Below are 16,506 nucleotides of genomic sequence, written 5' to 3' on the forward strand. Positions count from 1 at the left end.
AGCGAGACCGGCTTGCCGGCAACGGCGTCGGCATATCCAACATAGAGGCGTCAGATAGATAGCCTTCGCGGGCAGTTAACGGTGTATCAACGCTGTTTCAGTCGGTCGATGACAACCGCCAGCAATAGAATCGAACCACGAATCACATACTGATAGAACGTATCGATGTTTTTCAGGTTCATCGCATTTTCAATAATCGCCAAAATCAGCACCCCGGCAATCACATGCCGAATCATGCCGATCCCGCCACTCAGCGACACCCCGCCCAGCACGCAAGCCGAAATCACTGTCAACTCAAACCCCTGGCCAATCATTGGCTGCCCGGAGGTCATGCGCGAGGCCAGAATCACCCCGGCCAACGCACCAATCACGCCATGTACGGCAAAGATGATGATCTTGGTCCGGTCAACGTTGACCCCGGCCAGCAACGCCGCTTCCTGGTTGCCGCCGATGGCCATGGTGTTGCGCCCATAGGTGGTGTAATTCAGCAGCCAGCCGAAAAACAGGAAGCAGACGATGGTGATCAGGATCGGCACCGGCACGCCAAACAACTGGCCGTTCCCAAAGACGAAGAACTGCTCCTGCGAGACGCCGACCGCTTTGCCGTTGGCGAAGATGTAAGCCAGACCGCGAACAATCTGCATGGTCGCCAGCGTGGTGATCAACGCATTGACCCGCAGCTTCGCAATCACGATGCCGTTGATCAACCCGACAATCAGCCCCATCACCAGCGCAGCACCCACGCCGAGGAACACACTGTCGGTGTCGCGCATCACCACGGCCGCGACCACGCCGGCACAGGCGATCACCGAGCCCACCGACAGGTCAAAGTGCCCGGACGCCAGGCAATACAACATGGTGCACGCCGCGATCCCCGTCGTCGAAATCGCCAACCCGAGGCCGCGCATGTTCAGTGGTGAGAGGAAGTTGTCGATCAGCAACGTGCACAGCACGAAGATCCCGACCGCCGCCAACAGCATCACCCAGTCATCGAGAAAGCGCCTTAGGTCCAGAGGTTTGCGCTGGGTCGGCAGTACGTTGTTTTGGGTTGTCATCATAGTCACCTCTCAGTTCGCCACGCCGTCAGCGCGTTGGCGCGGCAAAGCCAGTTGCAGCAAGTTGGATTCATTGGCCTCCGCGCGAGACAACTCGCCGCGCATCGCGCCTTCGCAGAGCACCAGAATGCGGTCGGAAATACCCATCACTTCCATCAGGTCGCTGGACACCACAACCACTGCGATGCCGCTTTCAGCCAGGTTATGAATGATCTGGTAGATCTCGGCCTTTGCCCCGATGTCGATGCCCCGGGTCGGTTCGTCCAGCAGCAAGACCTTCATTGGCATCGACAGCCAGCGGCCGAGAATGGCCTTCTGCTGATTGCCACCGGACAGGTACATGATTTTTTGCTCGGCGCTTGGCGTCTTCACCTTCAGCGACTTGATATGTTTGTCGGCGTTGCCCTTCTCCCACAGGCCGCGCAACAGACATCCGAAGGTGGAGTGGGCACCGCGTGCGCTGATGTTGATGTTCTCGGCGACACTGGCGAGCGGAATGATGCCCTCCTTCTTGCGGTCCTCGGGGCACAGCAGAATCCCGGCCGCAATTGCATCGCGAGGTGAACGCAGTTTCAGCTCATGGCCGCGCAATTCCAGGTGCCCGGCGGTGTTGCGCTCCAGGCCGCTGAGCAGCCGAAACAACTCGGTGCGCCCGGCACCGACGAGTCCGAACAACCCCAGAATCTCGCCTTTGTGCGCCTCGAAACTCACCGGCTCGCGCAAGCCCGGGCCAAGCAGGCCATCGACTTTCAACGCCACCGCGCCACGCTTGCGGGGGCGGTAATCGTAGATGTCCTGAATGTCGCGACCGACCATGCACGTCACCAATTGGTCGTGGGTCAGTTCGCTCATGTCCTCGAACGTGCGCACGTAACGACCATCCTTGAACACCGTCACTGCGTTGCAGATGCGGAACACTTCTTCCATGCGATGGGAGACGTAGAGCACCACTTTGCCTTCGTCGCGCAGGCGTCCGATGATCGCCATCAAGCGGTCGATCTCGCGCGCCGACAGACTGCTGGTCGGTTCGTCGAACGCAATCACATGCGCACCACGGGACAGCGCCTTGGCGATTTCCACCAGTTGCCGCTGACCGAGAGACAGGCGCCCGACTTTCTCTTGCGGGTCGATTTCATCGGCCAGGCCTTTGAGGCAAGCCAATGCCTGTTGGCGCAAGGCGCCGCGATTGATCAGGCCGAAACTGGCCGGCAGATGCCCGAGGAACAGGTTCTCCGCCACGGTCATTTCAGGCACCAGATGCAACTCCTGATGGATCACCGCGACGCGGCTGGCGATGCTGTCGGCGGTGGATTTGAATGCCATCGTCTGCTCGCCGATCTGCAGGCTGCCACTGCTGGGCGTGTAAGCGCCGCCGAGGATTTTCAGCAGGGTGGATTTGCCGGCGCCGTTCTCGCCCATCAAGGCATGAACCTGCCCCGGATGGGCGACGAAGCTGATGTTGTCCAGCGCCTTCACCCCGGGAAAGGTCTTGCCGATCCCGTTGAAGCGCAAGCTGCCGCCTACGCTGTGTTCGTGTGTCTGTACTTGCGCGTGCATAAAACCACCTCTTTACAGGTCAGGCGGCTCCGTCGCCGGGGCCACCGTTGAAATCAACCGCGCCTCAGTTCCACAGGCCGATTTTTTCCAGTTCCTGCTTGAAGTTTTCGCGCGTGATCAGCGTCACTTCATCCATGGCGGTGTATTTCGCCGGTTCCGTGCCAGTGGTGACCCACTCGTACATCATGCTGGCGGTGTTATAGCCCTCAATGTGAGGGCTAGGCAGCATCGAGCCGAAGAAGCCGCTGTTGGCTTTTTTCAGTTCGCCGATGGCGTCGGTGCCATTGATGCCGATCCCGATGACATTGGCGGCCGCGAAACCGGCGCTTTCGGTGGCGCGCACGCCGCCGAGCACGGTGTTGTCGTTCATGCCGCCGATGATCAGGTTTTTCGCCGAGCCCGGCAGTTTCACCAGCGCGGAGTTGGTGGCGTCCATGCTGCCCGGTACGTCGAGGGTTTTCAGTGCCGAGAACAGGATGTGGTCTTTGGGCATGCCGGCGTCTTCCAGCGCCTTGACCGAACCGTCGGTGCGTTTCTTGCCAGTGTCGAGTTCGTTGAAGGTGTTGATCACCGCGTAGGTGTCCTTCCAGTCCCAGCCACGTTTCTTCGCTTCGGTGGCCATGGCGCTGCCTTGTTTCTGGCCGACTTCGAACGCGGCCATGCCGAGGTACGGAACGTCTTCCATGAACTTGCCGTTGGCATCGACAAAGCGGTCATCGACGGCGATCACTTTCAAGCCATTCAACTTGGCTTTGGCCATGATCGCCGGGCCCAGGGACACGTCGGGCGGACAGATCACGAAACCCTTGGCACCGTTGGCGGCCAGGCTGTCGATGGCCGAGAGGGTTTTCTCGCCATCCGGCACGGCGATTTTGATGAGGGTAAAACCTTTCTCTTTCCCGGCCTTTTCGGCAAATGCCCATTCGGTCTGGAACCAGGGCTCTTCCGCTTGCTTGACCAGGAAACCGATTTTCACTTCCTCGGCCGCCAGCAGCGTACTGCTCAGGCTAACCGCGGTGACTGCCAAAGCGGCACAGCACAGGGAACGGATCCCACGACGACGATTCATAAGCTGACTCCTTGTTATTTTTTTTGAGCGTTATTTGCAGCCGGTACAAACGATGAGTCTAATAGTCATATCGTATGATGATTGGATTTCAGACGAAGTTCCGCGCCTGAAACCCGTTTTACTCAGTCGTGATACATGACCGAGCGTCCACCATCGATGGTGATGCACGAGGCATTGATGAACGGCGCTTCATCGCTGGCCAGGAATACGGCGGTCATGGCCACTTCAATCGGTTGACCGATACGGCGCGGTGGATGCAAGTCAAAGGCGCGCTGACGCTCGGCTTGCGGGTCGGCGAAACCGTTCCAGTAATCCACGTTCAATTGGGTTTCGATGTAGCCCGGCGCGATGGCGTTGACGCGAATGCCCTTCGGCGCGTATTCGATGCCGAGTGCACGGGTCAGGCCGAGCAAACCGTGCTTGGCCACCGGGTACGGGAAGCAGCCTGGGATGATGTGAGAGGAATGGGTCGAAGCAATGTTGATAATGCTGCCGATGCCCTGCTCGATCATTTGCGGCAATACCGCCTTGCAACCGTACCAGGCGCCGTCGAGGTCAATGGCGAAGCAGCGATGCCAGTCTTCTTCGGTCATTTCCAGTGGGTCGCGGAACACATTGACCCCGGCGCAATTGACCAATACATCGATCCGGCCATGAAGGTCGACCGCCAGTCTGGCCATGGCGTGCAGGTCTTGCTGGCGCGATACGTCAGCCTTGATCGCCACCACATCGGCGCCTTGCTCGCGCCAATACGCCGCGACTTTCTCGACTCTTTCTGCCTGGATGTCGCTGATGATCAGCTTGGCCTGCTGGGCCGCGAACGTCGCAACAATGGCCTCACCGATGCCTTGAGCGGCACCGGTCAGCAGCACCACTTTGTTTTTCAGGCGCTCGCCCTTGGGCGGTTCGGCCACTGGGGGCAAGGAAAGAGATTCAGCCATGAATCAACACTCCTTTTTGCAGGCACGACAAAAACCGGGCATCTCTCGATTTCCGGTCAAAAGACTGTCTGGAAAATCGCTGCATCACTTCACCTGTTTTGTTTTTTTAAGTGTGAGTGCGTGTAACTGATGGCCGACTATAAACCCGCCCATCGAATAATCTCAATATATAATTTTGCATCCCATATTTCGGGATCTAACCGGCAAAACGAGTACAGGGCATTCCGGCCACATCCACTCGAATCGACAACACCGCGCCGTCCAGTGGATGGTTGAGCGGGCTCGCAGCGCTGGTGATGTACAGGGTTTTCAGGTCTTCGCCGCCAAATACGCAACTGGTGGGACGGCTGACGGGCAGCTCAATGATTCGATCAACATGACCGTCCGGGGTCAGCCGAAGCAAGCAGCTGCCGTCCCAGCGGGCATTCCACACGTAGCCTTCGACGTCCATGGCCGAACCATCGGGAACGCCACGCTTATCCGGACCGAACCAGACATAAGCGGTGTCCAGATTGCCATCGGCGTGGATGAAATACCGGTACAGCGTGGCGTCCAGGCTGTCGGCGAACAACAGCGTCGTCGCATCATTGCTCCACAGTAATGTGTTGGGAATCCCCAGCCCGCGAAGCAGTGGCGTCACCCGGGCATCACGGTCGATGCGAAACAGGCCGCCGGAACGACGCGTGACAGGCAGGTCTTCGCCGTTTTCGCCAATATTGTTTTGCATGGTGCCGAGCCAGAGCCGGCCCTGCGCATCGCAACGGGCTTCATTAGGGCGATTGCCGGGTTGCGGGTCAGCAATGCAGAGCAAGGTCAGGCGCGGCTCAAGGCCCGGTGATTCGAGGTCCAGCCAATAGACGCCACTGCTCAAAGCGACCAGCGCATCACCGCTTTCGCAGGGGATGAATGCGGAGATATGTTCCGGCATTTCCCAGATCTGGACGTTGGCGCCGATCAGCCGAAGTGCTTGTTTGCCGGCGATATCAACCCAGTACAGCGCCTGCGTCGGCACGTCCCAGAACGGACCTTCACCAAGCCGCGCACGGTGCTGGGTCAGCGCATTCAACGTCATGAAACCTCCTGCCTTGTTGTTGTTTTTTTGTGGGAGCATTTTTTAGCCGGCTTTTTTATCGGCCATGACTTGCGGGTAGAAGCGCTTGATCGCCAGGTCCGCGTTATCGATCAGGGTCATGCAGGCCCACACCCCGCGCGCGGCGTCGCGCGCGGCGATGGCATCGGCCATGTCTTTGTGAATAGGCAATGTGCGGCGCAGTTCGTCGGGGTCGGCGGCGGACACTTCGAATGACACCGCTAGCAGCGCCCCAAGGGCCGGAACCATTTGCTCAATGAACTGATTGTGGCTGGCGGCGAGGATGCATTCGTGGAATATCTGGTCCGCGCGGTTGTAATCGACCCCGCTTTCCACTGCCCTTTCCAGCGCGTTGTAGGCCAGAAGCACGGCTTGCACTTGCTCGACCGTAGCCCGCTCACACGCCCAGCGCACGGCCATGGGTTCGATGGTGCGGCGCAGGTCGAGCAAATCGTCGACGAAGTTTTCCGGCAACCCACTGCGGGACAGCCAGCCGACGACTTGGGGATCGAAGAGGTTCCAGCGGCGCACCGGCAGCACCCGCGTGCCGACTTTCGGCCCGACTTCGAGCATGCCTTTGGCGACCAGGGTTTTGATGGCTTCGCGGATGACCGTGCGACTGACACCCAGTTGCTCGCCCAGATCGGCTTCGACCTTGAGCGATTCGCCGGGCTTCACCTGGCCTGCGGCAATCCAGCAACCCAGCCAGTCAACGGTCGACGCATGAAAACTGCTGGACATGAAAACCTCGAAGCAGGGACGGCAAAAAGCCGTTCGCGATGGAGGCCTACGCTAATCATCATATGATTGACTGTCAATTTGATTTTCGATACTGGCATAAAAAAATGTGGGAGCGAGCCTGCTCGCGATGAGACCATAACATTCAACATCAGTGTTGACTGTGATACCGCCATCGCGAGCAGGCTCGCTCCCACATTTTTGAGCTGTTTAGGGTTCTAGACCGATGGGGAAAAACTCGCCACCGCTCCAAACACCCAACCAGCGCTGCCCGTCGATTTCACGGGTAACAGCGAGCTCCACCAATTGGTAGAACACGTTGCGATGGATCAGGGCTTCGAGGTTGGTGCGCACATGGACATAGGGTGCCGGCTCTTGGGTGACAGGGTCGATCACCACGCGGATCAGGTGTTCTGCGCCTGCCTCGGCAGCTTCATCAACGTTAGTGGTGAACCGCAGAAGCTGCGCGTCGCCCTCGCCTTCCACCTCCACGGCGATCGCCACAAAGGGTGCATCGTCGACCTTGATCCCGACTTTCTCGACCGGCGTGATCAGGAAATATTCATCGCCATCGCGGCGAATGATGGTGGAGAACAGTTTGACCATCGGTTTGCGCCCGATCGGCGTGCCCAGGTAATACCAGGTGCCGTCGCGCGCGATGCGCATATCGATGTCGCCACAGAAATCAGGGTTCCACAGGTGGACCGGCGGCAAGCCTTTGGTTTTGGGGATTTGCCCCAACAAGTCGTTGGCTTTTTGCGGGCCACTCATGGCGTTCTCCTTGAATTTACTGGTTGCTGATCCCGATCAGGCTGCGCGCATATTGTTGCAGCGGCGGGCCAATCAGGTCTTCCGGGCTGGTGTCGTGGAACGTCAGTAAACCGCCACGACTCTTGATGGTTGCAGTATCAATCAAATACTGGGTGCTGGTCTCGATCAACATGATCTGAATCACCCCGCTATCGATACCGAGGCGATCGACGTATTCCTGATCGATCCACTCATCCATGTTGCCGATGCGGTCGTCAGCATTGGCGAATCGGGTATAAAGCAGATAATGGGCACCGGCGCCGCGGGCTTCAGCCATGGCTCGGTCGAGACCTTCGGGGGCGCTAGCGCGGCGTATCATCGGGAAGTATTCGATAAAGCCGTTGAAGGCCTCTTCGGCCACCACGTTTGGACGAGGATAGGGATAGCCCGGTGGCGAGAAAGGTCCTTGGGCGATGTAGATGAACGAGTCCGGCTGAATACGCAGGTTGTTCACACGACGGCTGTTGCTGTGATCCAGCAGTCCCACGTCGCTCATCTGGTAGCGAGTCTCTTCAGCCATGTCGCTGACATTCATGCAGCCACCCAGCGCCATAACGGCCAGCAGCAAAACCAGACTACGCATTCTATCCTCCAGAGGCCGGTGACGGAAAACCGGCGAATGGCCATTGGATGCAGCTTCCGCGCCAGCTCAAGGATGTTGTTGCCTTATAGATAGCAATCGCGAGCAGGCTCGCTCCCACAGGTTTTGCGCAAATCTTTGTGGGAGCGAGCCTGCTCGCGATGAGGGAGTGTCAGCCGCCAATAATCTTCATGACCGTCGCACCACCCGAAAACGCCACTTCCTGCTTGTCGCCCAAGGCTTTCACCAATAGGCGCTGCAAGGCTGGAAGCGCTTGATGGCGAGGCTTGTCGAGCAAGTCGCCGACATAGTGGCGATTGCTCGACGACAGGCAGCCATGCAGCCACCCCGTAGAGGAAAGACGCAAGCGCGAACATGTACGGCAGAACGGAACGCTTTCGTTGGCGATCACGCCGAAATGCCCCATCCCTGGAATTTCATAACGCACCGCTGTTGCGTCTACTGGCGCATCGGCTTGCAGGTATTCATAACGCTCGCCGATCAGGCTCAGCAACTGCTGGAGGCTGACGAACTGTTGCAGGAAAGCATTGGAGTCGGTGGCCAGGTGGCCCATGCGCATCAGCTCGATGAAGCGCAATTCATAGCCGCGTTCCAGGCAGTAATCGAGCAGCGGCATGACCTGATCAAGGTTCTGTCCGCGCAGCGGCACCATGTTGACCTTGATCTTGATGCCCGCTGCGCTGGCCTGATCCATGCCGTCGAGTACCGTCGCCAGATCGCCGCCGCGCGCGATGCTGCGAAAGGCACTGGCGTCCAGGGTGTCGAGGGAAACGTTGATACGACGGATACCGGCGTCCACCAGCAACGGCAGCTTTTTCGCCAGCAATTGACCATTGGTGGTCAGGCTGATGTCTTGCAGCCCCATCTGGCCGACGGCGGTCATGAAGGCTTCGAGTTTGGGGCTGACCAGCGGCTCGCCACCGGTGATGCGCAAACGTTCGATGCCTGCCGCCTCGATCAAATACGCCACGCCGCGCGCCATGGCCTCGGCCGACAATTCATCCTGCGCAGCCACCAGCCGCTTGCCGTTAGGCACGCAGTAGGTACAAGCATAATTGCAGGCTGAAGTCAGACTGATCCGCAAATTGCGAAAACGCCTGCCTTGACGGTCAACGATCATGGATCACTCCGGCGGTGGAAAACTGGAACGCGCAAAACTTGACTCAGAATTCAAGTTTTAGCAAGTCCTATGCCTGAGTATATTCCTGCGGTACTGCGCCATGTAGCTAAATCATGGCGCAATCAGGCAGCTGAATGATTCAGCTGCTCGGGGTATCGCTATCGCGTTTGCGCTTGTTGCCCATGCGCACGCCGATGTCCATCAGGAACTGGAAGAAGCCTTCCTGATCTTCCAGCACATTGCTCCAGAACGGCGAGTGATACAGCGCCACGGCGCCATGCACCAGCGCCCAGGACGCGCAGTAATGGAAGTAAGGTGGCACGTCTTCGAGCTTGCCTTCGCTAATCCGGCCTTTGATCAGCAGGGTCAGGCGTTCAAAGTTGGAGGCGCGGATCTTGTGCAGCTCCTCGACCATCTCCGGCACTTGATTGCCCTTGACCACCTTCTCTTCCAGTCGGTCGAACAAACGATAACGTTGTGGATCGCGCATGCGGAATTCGAAGTAAGCCCGGGACAGCGCTTCCTTGTCCTTGTCGACATCGGCCGAATGCAACAGCTCGTTCAAATCACGCTCGTAATCGAGCATCAGGCGCAGATAAATTTCCGCCTTGGATTTGAAGTGCTTGTAGATCGTGCCTTTGCCGATACCTACGGCATCAGCAATCATCTCGACGGTGACACTGTCTTCACCTTGGTCGAGGAACAGCTTGAGCGCGGTATCGAGAATTTCTTGCTCGCGGCGACGAAACTCACGGACCTTACGAGGTTCTTTATGCATAAGAAAAGGTCTGTTGGGGGTCAAAATTCGAAGCCGCGTATTATGCCTAACTTACGCAAAAATGCACGGATCATCCGACCATATCTGTGTTTCTTGATGATTTCCAGCAGGGTGGTCCAATGATGAGAACTCTTCCGAAGCGGCCGTATTCCAAAATTGTTTAAAAATCGCCGCCGGTAAACTGGACGAGGCGCAATAGTGATCAATACTTGAACTGTCGGCGAGACATCTCCCCCAAGTGTTTCGCCGATATTGGTACCAACGGACCGCGTGCCATTGTTTTACTCCTAATGGTCTTAACCCGGATTCACCCCCCAGAACCCGGGTTTTTTTTGCCTGCGATTTAACCTTTCACATGCGCCAGCGGGAAAAGCCGCTTGAAGTTCTCGGTGGTCTGCTCGGCAAATCGCTCGTAGGATTCACCTCGCAACATTGACAGAAACTCCGCTACTTCACGCACGTACTGCGGCAGGTTCGGCTTGCCGCGATAAGGGATCGGCGCGAGGTACGGCGAATCGGTTTCCACCAACAAGCGGTCGGCCGGCACCTTGCTGGCGACATCGCGCAATGCGTCGGCATTGCGAAAAGTGACAATACCGGACAAGGAAATGTAATAGCCCATGTCCAGCGCGGCCTTGGCCATGTCCCAGTCTTCGGTAAAGCAATGCAGTACGCCGGCCTGCGGCAGTGCCGCTTCTCGCAACAAGCTCAGGGTATCGGCGCGGGCACCACGGGTGTGGATGATGACTGGTTTGCCGGTCTGTCGGGCCGCTTGCAGGTGCAGGCGAAACGACTCCTGTTGCAACTCGGCCGCTTCCGGTTCGTAGTGATAATCCAGCCCGGTTTCACCAATCGCGACCACACGCGGGTGATTAAGCTCGCGCAACAACCAATCCAGCGCGGGCGCAGCGCCTGGTTGCACGTCCAGCGGATGCACGCCGACCGAACAGTCCACGTCATCATAACGCTCGGCCAGGGCTTTTACGTCGGCGGCGTTGTCAACACTGACGCCAATGCACAGAAAGTGCCCTACTCCGCGCTGACGGGCCGCATCGAGTGCAGCATCCAGAGAGCCGTCGTGGGCGGCGAGGTCGAGGCGATCAAGGTGACAATGGGAATCTACGAGCATAAAAGGGCTGCAACTTACATCGTATGAGTGGGACGGTCGGACTTGAAGGCTCCGACCAGATGGGGGGGGCAGATGCTTAGAGTCTAGGCGCAGACGGTCACTTCTGGGTAGGCAAGGACGCCCATTGCACCAGCAGCGCTTCGAGCAACAACACCCGATTCAGGTTCGCCTTGCTCATCACTTTCTGGCGCTGGGCGAGGATCCAGTCCTGAATACCGAGGACTTTGTCCTGACTGGTTTTCTGCGCGAGGTACTGAACCACCTTGCGCATGTCTGCCAGTCCCAGGCCTTCTTCATCCTGAGTCAATTGATAGCGCAGAATCAGGCTCGACCAGTCACAAAACCAGTCGAACAACAGCAACAGCGGGATCGCATTCCAGCCTTCGGCCAGTTGCGTCGGCGACTGTTGCTGCTTGAGCAACTTCTTCACCCCGTCGACCACCAGCGCCCGCTGTTCGCGCACGCCCTGGGCTTGCAAGTTGACGGCTGCCAGTGGCGAACCGGCGGCCAGGGTCAGCAGTTCGATACGTTCTTCTTCCGCGCAGTCCGGCAAGGCTTTGGCCAGCCACGCAAGGCTCATCGCTTCGCTCGGCAACGGGCAGGCTTGCTGGACGCAGCGGCTTTTGATGGTCGGCAACAGACGACTGGTCTGGTGGCTGACCAACAGCAAAACGGTATCGCCCGACGGCTCTTCAAGGCTCTTGAGCAAGGCGTTGGCGGCGTTGACGTTCATCGACTCGACCGGCTCGATCAACACCACTTTGCGGCCGCCCATCTGCGAGGTCTGCACCACGAAGCTGACCAGATCGCGCACCTGATCGACTTTGATCGCCTTTTCGGCTTCCTCCGGCTCCAAGATGTAATTGTCGGGATGACTGCCCGCCTTGAGCAACAGGCAGGATTTGCATTCACCGCACGCGTCGTGCGCGGTCGGGCGCTGGCATAGCAGACTGGCCATTAACCGTTCGGCCAACGCACGCTTGCCGATCCCGGCCGGGCCATGCAGCAGGTAGGCGTGAGCGTGTTGCTTACGGCCGGCCAACTGCTGCCAGAGACTGTCCTGCCACGGATAGGCTTCAGCCACGGGTCAACTCCAGCAGACGCGGCAGCAGAACGTCCAGCGACTGTTGAACCTGCGCCAGCGGCTGGGCCGCATCAACCAGCACATAGCGCGCAGGGTCCGCTTCAGCGCTCTTGAGAAATGCACTGCGCACCGCATTGAAAAAGGTTTGGCCTTCGAGTTCGAAACGGTCCAGTCGACCGCGAGCGCTGGCACGGGCCAGGCCCACTTCCACCGGCAGGTCGAAGATCAGCGTCAGGTCCGGACGCAGATCGCCCTGAACGAAAGTCTCCAGGGTCGCGATGCGATCCATCGACAACCCGCGCCCGCCGCCCTGATAGGCGAAGGTCGAATCCGTAAAGCGATCACACAAGACCACCGCGCCACGGGCCAATGCCGGACGAATCACCTCGGCCAGGTGTTGGGCACGTGCAGCGAATACCAGCAACAGTTCGGTGTCAGGGTTCATGATTTCGTCAGCCGGCGCCAGCAGCACCTCACGAATCCGCTCGGCCAACGGCGTACCGCCCGGCTCGCGAGTCAGCACCACTTCGATACCGGCAGCGCGCAGGCGCTCGGCCAGGTACTCGCGATTGGTACTTTTTCCGGCACCTTCCGGGCCTTCCAGGGTAATAAACAAGCCAGTCACAGGCAGTCCTTAGTCAGAATTATTGCGGGCCTTGCGGGGCGGCTGCCTCCGGCGCGGGCTCAGGTGCAGGCTCAGGCGTCAGCGTCGGTTCCGGCATCGGTTCAGGAGCCGATTCAGGTGTCGGCGCAGGCACCGGTTCAGGCGCCGCTTCAGGTGTCGGTGCAGGAGCCGATTCAGGCGTCGCTGCAGGAGCCGGCTCTTGCGGTGCCACGGATGGCAAAGCCTCGGGATCGGAATCCGGTGAAGCCGCAGGAATCGGCGCCTCGGTATCCAGCGTTTCGCCATTCATCATTTCTGATGCAGGGATCGGCGCCGGGCTGGAACGATAATCGGCACGACGCCTGATCTGGTACTCGCGCACCGCATTGTTGTGGGCATCCAGATCATCGGAGAACACATGGCTGCCATCGCCGCGCGCAACGAAATACAGGCTGTTACCGGCAACCGGGTTCAACGCAGCATGGATGGCTTCGCGACCGACCATGGCGATCGGCGTCGGCGGCAGGCCCGATATCATGTAAGTGTTATAGGGGGTCGCTTCCCGGAGATGGGCGCGGGTCAGTCTACCGCTGTAGCGATCACCCAGACCGTAGATCACCGTCGGGTCGGTCTGCAGCAACATGCCAATCGCCATGCGTCGAACGAAGACCCCGGCAATCTTCCCGCGCTCCTGCGGCACACCGGTTTCCTTTTCCACCAGCGAGGCCATGATCAGCGCCTGATAGGGTTCAGTGTACGGCACGTCAGCGGCGCGCCCGTCCCATTCTTTGGCGAGGACTTCGTCGAGGCGGTCATAGGCTTTTTTCAGCAGATCGACGTCAGTCATGCCACGCACAAACCGATAGGTGTCGGGAAAGAAACGACCTTCGGGAAAGATCCCGCGGTGCCCGAGCTTTTCCATCACCTGACTGTCACTCAACCCGTCGAGGGTCTGCCCGAGTTTTTCGTCTTTGGCCAGGGCTGCGCGAACCTGACGGAAATTCCAGCCTTCGACCAGGGTCAAGCTGTATTGAACCATTTCGCCACGCTTCCACAGCTCGATCAGCCCCTCAACCGTCATGCCTGGGACCATGCGGTACTCGCCGCTGTGCAACGGTTGCTTGGGTAGATTGAAGCGCCAGTAAACGCGCAGCCAGAACGCATCCTTGATGACGCCTTTGGCTTCGAGCCGATAGAAGGTGCGGGTTGGCGTCGTGCCCTTGGGTACTTCCAGCAGTTCTTCCTGGGTGATGTTCAGCGGCTGCTGCAGCGCCGAATGGATTTTCCAGGCAGAAGCGCCCAGACACAGCCCCGCCAGAACCAATCCGGTTTCCAGCAGCAGCAAGAATTTACGTCTCACGTATCAAGCATCCAGTAGCGCGCGGGCAATGGTTTGGAGTTTACGGGTGAGCGGCCCAACCGGCCAGCCCAGAGCAGCATAGGCGCGCACCGGCCAAACGCCATACACGCTGTTGCAGACAAAGACTTCATCGGCCCATTGCAGCTGATCGAGGCTGATGTCGGTGATTTGTGTGGGAATCCCCAATGACTCGGCTTGAAACATTAATTCGGCACGCATCACACCGGCCACGCCACAGCGTTTTAAATCGGCGGTGATCAGCACCCCATCGCGCACCAGGAACAAATTACTGAACACGCCTTCGATCACGCGACCGGCCTGATCGAGCATCAAGCCTTCGGCATGTTCGGTGTCCTGCCATTCGGCACGGGCAATCACTTGCTCAAGACGGTTCAGGTGTTTGAGCCCGGCGAGCAAGGGTTGTCTGGAAAGTCGTGTGGCGCAGGGAAACAGGCGAACGCCCTGCTCTGCATGAACAGCCGGATAAGCAGCAGGAGGATTGCCTTGCAGAATGCGTCGGGCTTGCGCCGAAGGATCGGGGGCATAACCGCGCAAGCTGTCGCCGCGGGTGAGAATGAGCTTGAGCACACCCTCATCGAGCGCTGCGGCGTAGGCCAACAGTTCGCTGCGGATCATCTCGTGATCAACAGCGATTGCCAGGCGCGTACAGCCTTGCGCCAGACGCGACAGATGCCGGTCCAGCAACAGCGGCTGCCCGCCACGCACGGCAATGGTCTCGAACAGACCATCGCCGTAAGCCAGGCCACGATCCTTCAGCGACAGAGTGTCAGCCGGCTGACCGTCGACCCAGCTGTCCATCAGTCAGCGAACCGGCGGAACACCAGTGAGCCGTTCGTGCCGCCAAAACCGAAGGAGTTGGACAGCACCACATCGATGTCCATGTTGCGCGCAGTATGCGGCACGAAATCGAGGTCGCAGCCTTCGTCCGGCTCATCGAGGTTGATGGTCGGCGGCGCTACCTGACTGTTGATAGCCAGCACGCTGAAAATTGCCTCGACCGCGCCCGCTGCACCCAGCAAGTGACCGGTCATGGACTTGGTCGAACTGACCGCGAGCTTGTAAGCGTGGTCGCCAAACACCGACTTGATCGCACAGGCTTCCGCAAGGTCACCAGCCGAGGTCGAGGTACCGTGGGCGTTGACGTATTGAACCTGATCAACGTTGACCTTGGCATCGCGCAGGGCATTGGTGATGCAGCGTGCAGCTCCCGCACCGTCCGCCGGTGGCGAAGTCATGTGGTAAGCGTCGCCACTGGTGCCGAAGCCGATCAGCTCGGCATAGATGGTCGCGCCACGCGCCTTGGCATGTTCCAGCTCTTCGAGAACCAGCGCGCCGGCACCGTCGGACAATACAAAGCCGTCACGGCCTTTGTCCCAGGGACGGCTGGCACGGGTCGGCTCATCGTTGCGGGTCGACAGTGCGCGGGAAGCACCAAAGCCCCCCATGCCCAACCCGCACGCGGCCATTTCGGCGCCACCGGCAATCATCACGTCGGCTTCGTCGTACATGATGTTGCGGGCCGCCATGCCAATGCAGTGCGTACCGGTGGTACACGCAGTGGCGATGGCGTAGTTAGGTCCCTGTGCACCCAGGTGGATCGACAGGAAACCGGAAATCATATTGATGATCGAGCCAGGCACGAAAAACGGAGAGATCCGTCGTGGGCCGGTATCATGCAGCGTGCGGCTGGTTTCTTCGATATTGGTCAGACCGCCAATACCCGAACCCATCGCCACACCGATACGCTCACGGTTGGCGTCAGTGACTTCCAGACCGGAGTTGCGTACAGCCTGAAAACCTGCGGCCAGACCGTATTGAATAAACAGATCGAGCTTGCGAGCTTCCTTGACCGACAGGTATTCCTCGACATTGAAGCCCTTTACCGAGCCGCCAAAACGGGTGGAATAGGCAGAAAGGTCGGTGTGTTCGATCAGACCAATGCCACTGCGGCCAGCCAGAATGCCCTGCCAACTGCTCGGCACATCCGTGCCCAGTGGCGACAACATACCCATACCGGTGACTACGACGCGTCTACGCGACACAGCACTCTCCTTTTTTTCAGATGACGACTTTGCATCATGCCTAAAGAAAAAACCGCACGCCGTGATGGCAGTGCGGTTTTTCCATGACAGCAAGCAACGATTACAAGCTATTAAGCCTGGTGGTTAGTAACGTAATCGATTGCGGCTTGTACAGTAGTGATCTTCTCAGCTTCTTCGTCAGGGATTTCGGTCTCGAATTCCTCTTCCAGAGCCATCACCAGCTCAACGGTGTCAAGGGAGTCGGCACCCAGGTCTTCAACGAAGGAAGCAGTGTTGACCACTTCTTCTTCTTTAACGCCCAGTTGCTCAGCAACGATTTTCTTGACGCGCTCTTCGATGGTGCTCATACCTTGTTTTCACTCCTAATGGACAAATTCAGGCAGCTGGCCAGTGGGTAAGTGTATAGAAAGACTTTTCAGTTTTTCAACTGAAAGCTTCACTCCTCAAACCCGACAGCCCACTGCCTATAAATAGATTGCAGCTTTATAACGGATTTTAGACAGCTCG

At 58.6% G+C, this 16,506-nt stretch carries 17 protein-coding genes; all 17 read right to left on the reverse strand.

Annotation, left to right across the window (positions count from 1 at the left end):
- Positions 1–86: 86 nt before the first annotated feature.
- The 17 genes from araH to acpP all read right to left on the reverse strand — a co-directional run bounded on the left by araH (position 87) and on the right by acpP (position 16,346).
- Positions 87–1,055, reverse strand: coding sequence for an L-arabinose ABC transporter permease AraH (araH, locus tag PMI22_RS15645; protein WP_033049225.1), 969 nt, complete (start codon positions 1,053–1,055; stop codon positions 87–89).
- A 12-nt stretch (positions 1,056–1,067) separates the two neighbouring features.
- The gene (araG, locus tag PMI22_RS15640; protein ID WP_007945710.1) at positions 1,068–2,612 is read right to left on the reverse strand and encodes an L-arabinose ABC transporter ATP-binding protein AraG; all 1,545 of its coding nucleotides are present in this window, start codon (positions 2,610–2,612) and stop codon (positions 1,068–1,070) included.
- Between the two features lie 64 nt (positions 2,613–2,676).
- Positions 2,677–3,681 carry a substrate-binding domain-containing protein gene (locus tag PMI22_RS15635; protein WP_007945711.1) on the reverse strand — a complete coding sequence of 335 codons (1,005 nt, stop codon included), beginning with the start codon at positions 3,679–3,681 and terminating at the stop codon, positions 2,677–2,679.
- A gap of 122 nt (positions 3,682–3,803) precedes the next feature.
- A complete protein-coding gene (locus tag PMI22_RS15630; RefSeq protein ID WP_007945713.1) occupies positions 3,804–4,622 on the reverse strand; it encodes an SDR family oxidoreductase in 819 nt (272 codons plus the stop codon).
- Between the two features lie 196 nt (positions 4,623–4,818).
- Complete coding sequence (locus PMI22_RS15625) at positions 4,819–5,694, reverse strand: SMP-30/gluconolactonase/LRE family protein (RefSeq protein ID WP_007945714.1); 876 nt, start codon at positions 5,692–5,694, stop codon at positions 4,819–4,821.
- Positions 5,695–5,736: 42 nt separating this feature from the next.
- Positions 5,737–6,453, reverse strand: coding sequence for a FadR/GntR family transcriptional regulator (locus PMI22_RS15620; protein ID WP_007945715.1), 717 nt, complete (start codon positions 6,451–6,453; stop codon positions 5,737–5,739).
- Between the two features lie 207 nt (positions 6,454–6,660).
- On the reverse strand, positions 6,661–7,221 hold the full coding sequence (locus PMI22_RS15615) for a DUF1285 domain-containing protein (protein WP_007945716.1): 561 nt from the start codon (positions 7,219–7,221) through the stop codon (positions 6,661–6,663).
- Positions 7,222–7,237: 16 nt separating this feature from the next.
- Positions 7,238–7,843: a DUF4823 domain-containing protein gene (locus PMI22_RS15610; protein WP_007945717.1), complete on the reverse strand. Its 606-nt coding sequence runs from the start codon at positions 7,841–7,843 to the stop codon at positions 7,238–7,240.
- Between the two features lie 169 nt (positions 7,844–8,012).
- Positions 8,013–8,981 (reverse strand): GTP 3',8-cyclase MoaA, encoded by a 969-nt coding sequence (locus tag PMI22_RS15605; RefSeq protein WP_007945718.1) that lies wholly within the window; start codon positions 8,979–8,981, stop codon positions 8,013–8,015.
- A 139-nt stretch (positions 8,982–9,120) separates the two neighbouring features.
- Positions 9,121–9,759, reverse strand: a complete 639-nt coding sequence (locus PMI22_RS15600) for a TetR/AcrR family transcriptional regulator (RefSeq protein WP_007945721.1) — start codon at positions 9,757–9,759, stop codon at positions 9,121–9,123.
- 343 nt (positions 9,760–10,102) lie between these two features.
- A complete protein-coding gene (locus PMI22_RS15595) occupies positions 10,103–10,888 on the reverse strand; it encodes a TatD family hydrolase (protein WP_007945723.1) in 786 nt (261 codons plus the stop codon).
- A 97-nt stretch (positions 10,889–10,985) separates the two neighbouring features.
- The gene (locus tag PMI22_RS15590) at positions 10,986–11,972 is read right to left on the reverse strand and encodes a DNA polymerase III subunit delta' (RefSeq protein ID WP_007945724.1); all 987 of its coding nucleotides are present in this window, start codon (positions 11,970–11,972) and stop codon (positions 10,986–10,988) included.
- Positions 11,965–12,597, reverse strand: a complete 633-nt coding sequence (tmk, locus tag PMI22_RS15585; protein ID WP_007945725.1) for a dTMP kinase — start codon at positions 12,595–12,597, stop codon at positions 11,965–11,967. The genes PMI22_RS15590 and tmk overlap by 8 nt, the downstream gene beginning before the upstream one ends.
- A 19-nt stretch (positions 12,598–12,616) precedes the next feature.
- Complete coding sequence (mltG, locus tag PMI22_RS15580) at positions 12,617–13,936, reverse strand: endolytic transglycosylase MltG (protein WP_007945726.1); 1,320 nt, start codon at positions 13,934–13,936, stop codon at positions 12,617–12,619.
- A 3-nt stretch (positions 13,937–13,939) separates the two neighbouring features.
- Complete coding sequence (gene pabC, locus PMI22_RS15575) at positions 13,940–14,755, reverse strand: aminodeoxychorismate lyase (RefSeq protein WP_007945727.1); 816 nt, start codon at positions 14,753–14,755, stop codon at positions 13,940–13,942.
- On the reverse strand, positions 14,755–15,999 hold the full coding sequence (fabF, locus tag PMI22_RS15570) for a beta-ketoacyl-ACP synthase II (protein WP_007945728.1): 1,245 nt from the start codon (positions 15,997–15,999) through the stop codon (positions 14,755–14,757). Before fabF ends, pabC begins: the two co-directional genes overlap by 1 nt.
- Positions 16,000–16,109: 110 nt before the next feature.
- A complete protein-coding gene (gene acpP / locus PMI22_RS15565; protein ID WP_003442511.1) occupies positions 16,110–16,346 on the reverse strand; it encodes an acyl carrier protein in 237 nt (78 codons plus the stop codon).
- Positions 16,347–16,506 lie beyond the last annotated feature (160 nt).

Source organism: Pseudomonas sp. GM21 (genome assembly GCF_000282215.1).
GTDB lineage: Bacteria > Pseudomonadota > Gammaproteobacteria > Pseudomonadales > Pseudomonadaceae > Aquipseudomonas.

What these genes read in the sequence shown, in the direction of transcription:
- araH (WP_033049225.1), bottom strand. Translation starts at nt 1,055, where the DNA reads ATGACAACCCAAAACAACGTACTGCCGACCCAGCGCAAACCTCTGGAC.
- araG (WP_007945710.1), bottom strand. Translation starts at nt 2,612, where the DNA reads ATGCACGCGCAAGTACAGACACACGAACACAGCGTAGGCGGCAGCTTG.
- PMI22_RS15635 (WP_007945711.1), bottom strand. Translation starts at nt 3,681, where the DNA reads ATGAATCGTCGTCGTGGGATCCGTTCCCTGTGCTGTGCCGCTTTGGCA.
- PMI22_RS15630 (WP_007945713.1), bottom strand. Translation starts at nt 4,622, where the DNA reads ATGGCTGAATCTCTTTCCTTGCCCCCAGTGGCCGAACCGCCCAAGGGC.
- PMI22_RS15625 (WP_007945714.1), bottom strand. Translation starts at nt 5,694, where the DNA reads ATGACGTTGAATGCGCTGACCCAGCACCGTGCGCGGCTTGGTGAAGGT.
- PMI22_RS15620 (WP_007945715.1), bottom strand. Translation starts at nt 6,453, where the DNA reads ATGTCCAGCAGTTTTCATGCGTCGACCGTTGACTGGCTGGGTTGCTGG.
- PMI22_RS15615 (WP_007945716.1), bottom strand. Translation starts at nt 7,221, where the DNA reads ATGAGTGGCCCGCAAAAAGCCAACGACTTGTTGGGGCAAATCCCCAAA.
- PMI22_RS15610 (WP_007945717.1), bottom strand. Translation starts at nt 7,843, where the DNA reads ATGCGTAGTCTGGTTTTGCTGCTGGCCGTTATGGCGCTGGGTGGCTGC.
- PMI22_RS15605 (WP_007945718.1), bottom strand. Translation starts at nt 8,981, where the DNA reads ATGATCGTTGACCGTCAAGGCAGGCGTTTTCGCAATTTGCGGATCAGT.
- PMI22_RS15600 (WP_007945721.1), bottom strand. Translation starts at nt 9,759, where the DNA reads ATGCATAAAGAACCTCGTAAGGTCCGTGAGTTTCGTCGCCGCGAGCAA.
- PMI22_RS15595 (WP_007945723.1), bottom strand. Translation starts at nt 10,888, where the DNA reads ATGCTCGTAGATTCCCATTGTCACCTTGATCGCCTCGACCTCGCCGCC.
- pabC (WP_007945727.1), bottom strand. Translation starts at nt 14,755, where the DNA reads ATGGACAGCTGGGTCGACGGTCAGCCGGCTGACACTCTGTCGCTGAAG.
- acpP (WP_003442511.1), bottom strand. Translation starts at nt 16,346, where the DNA reads ATGAGCACCATCGAAGAGCGCGTCAAGAAAATCGTTGCTGAGCAACTG.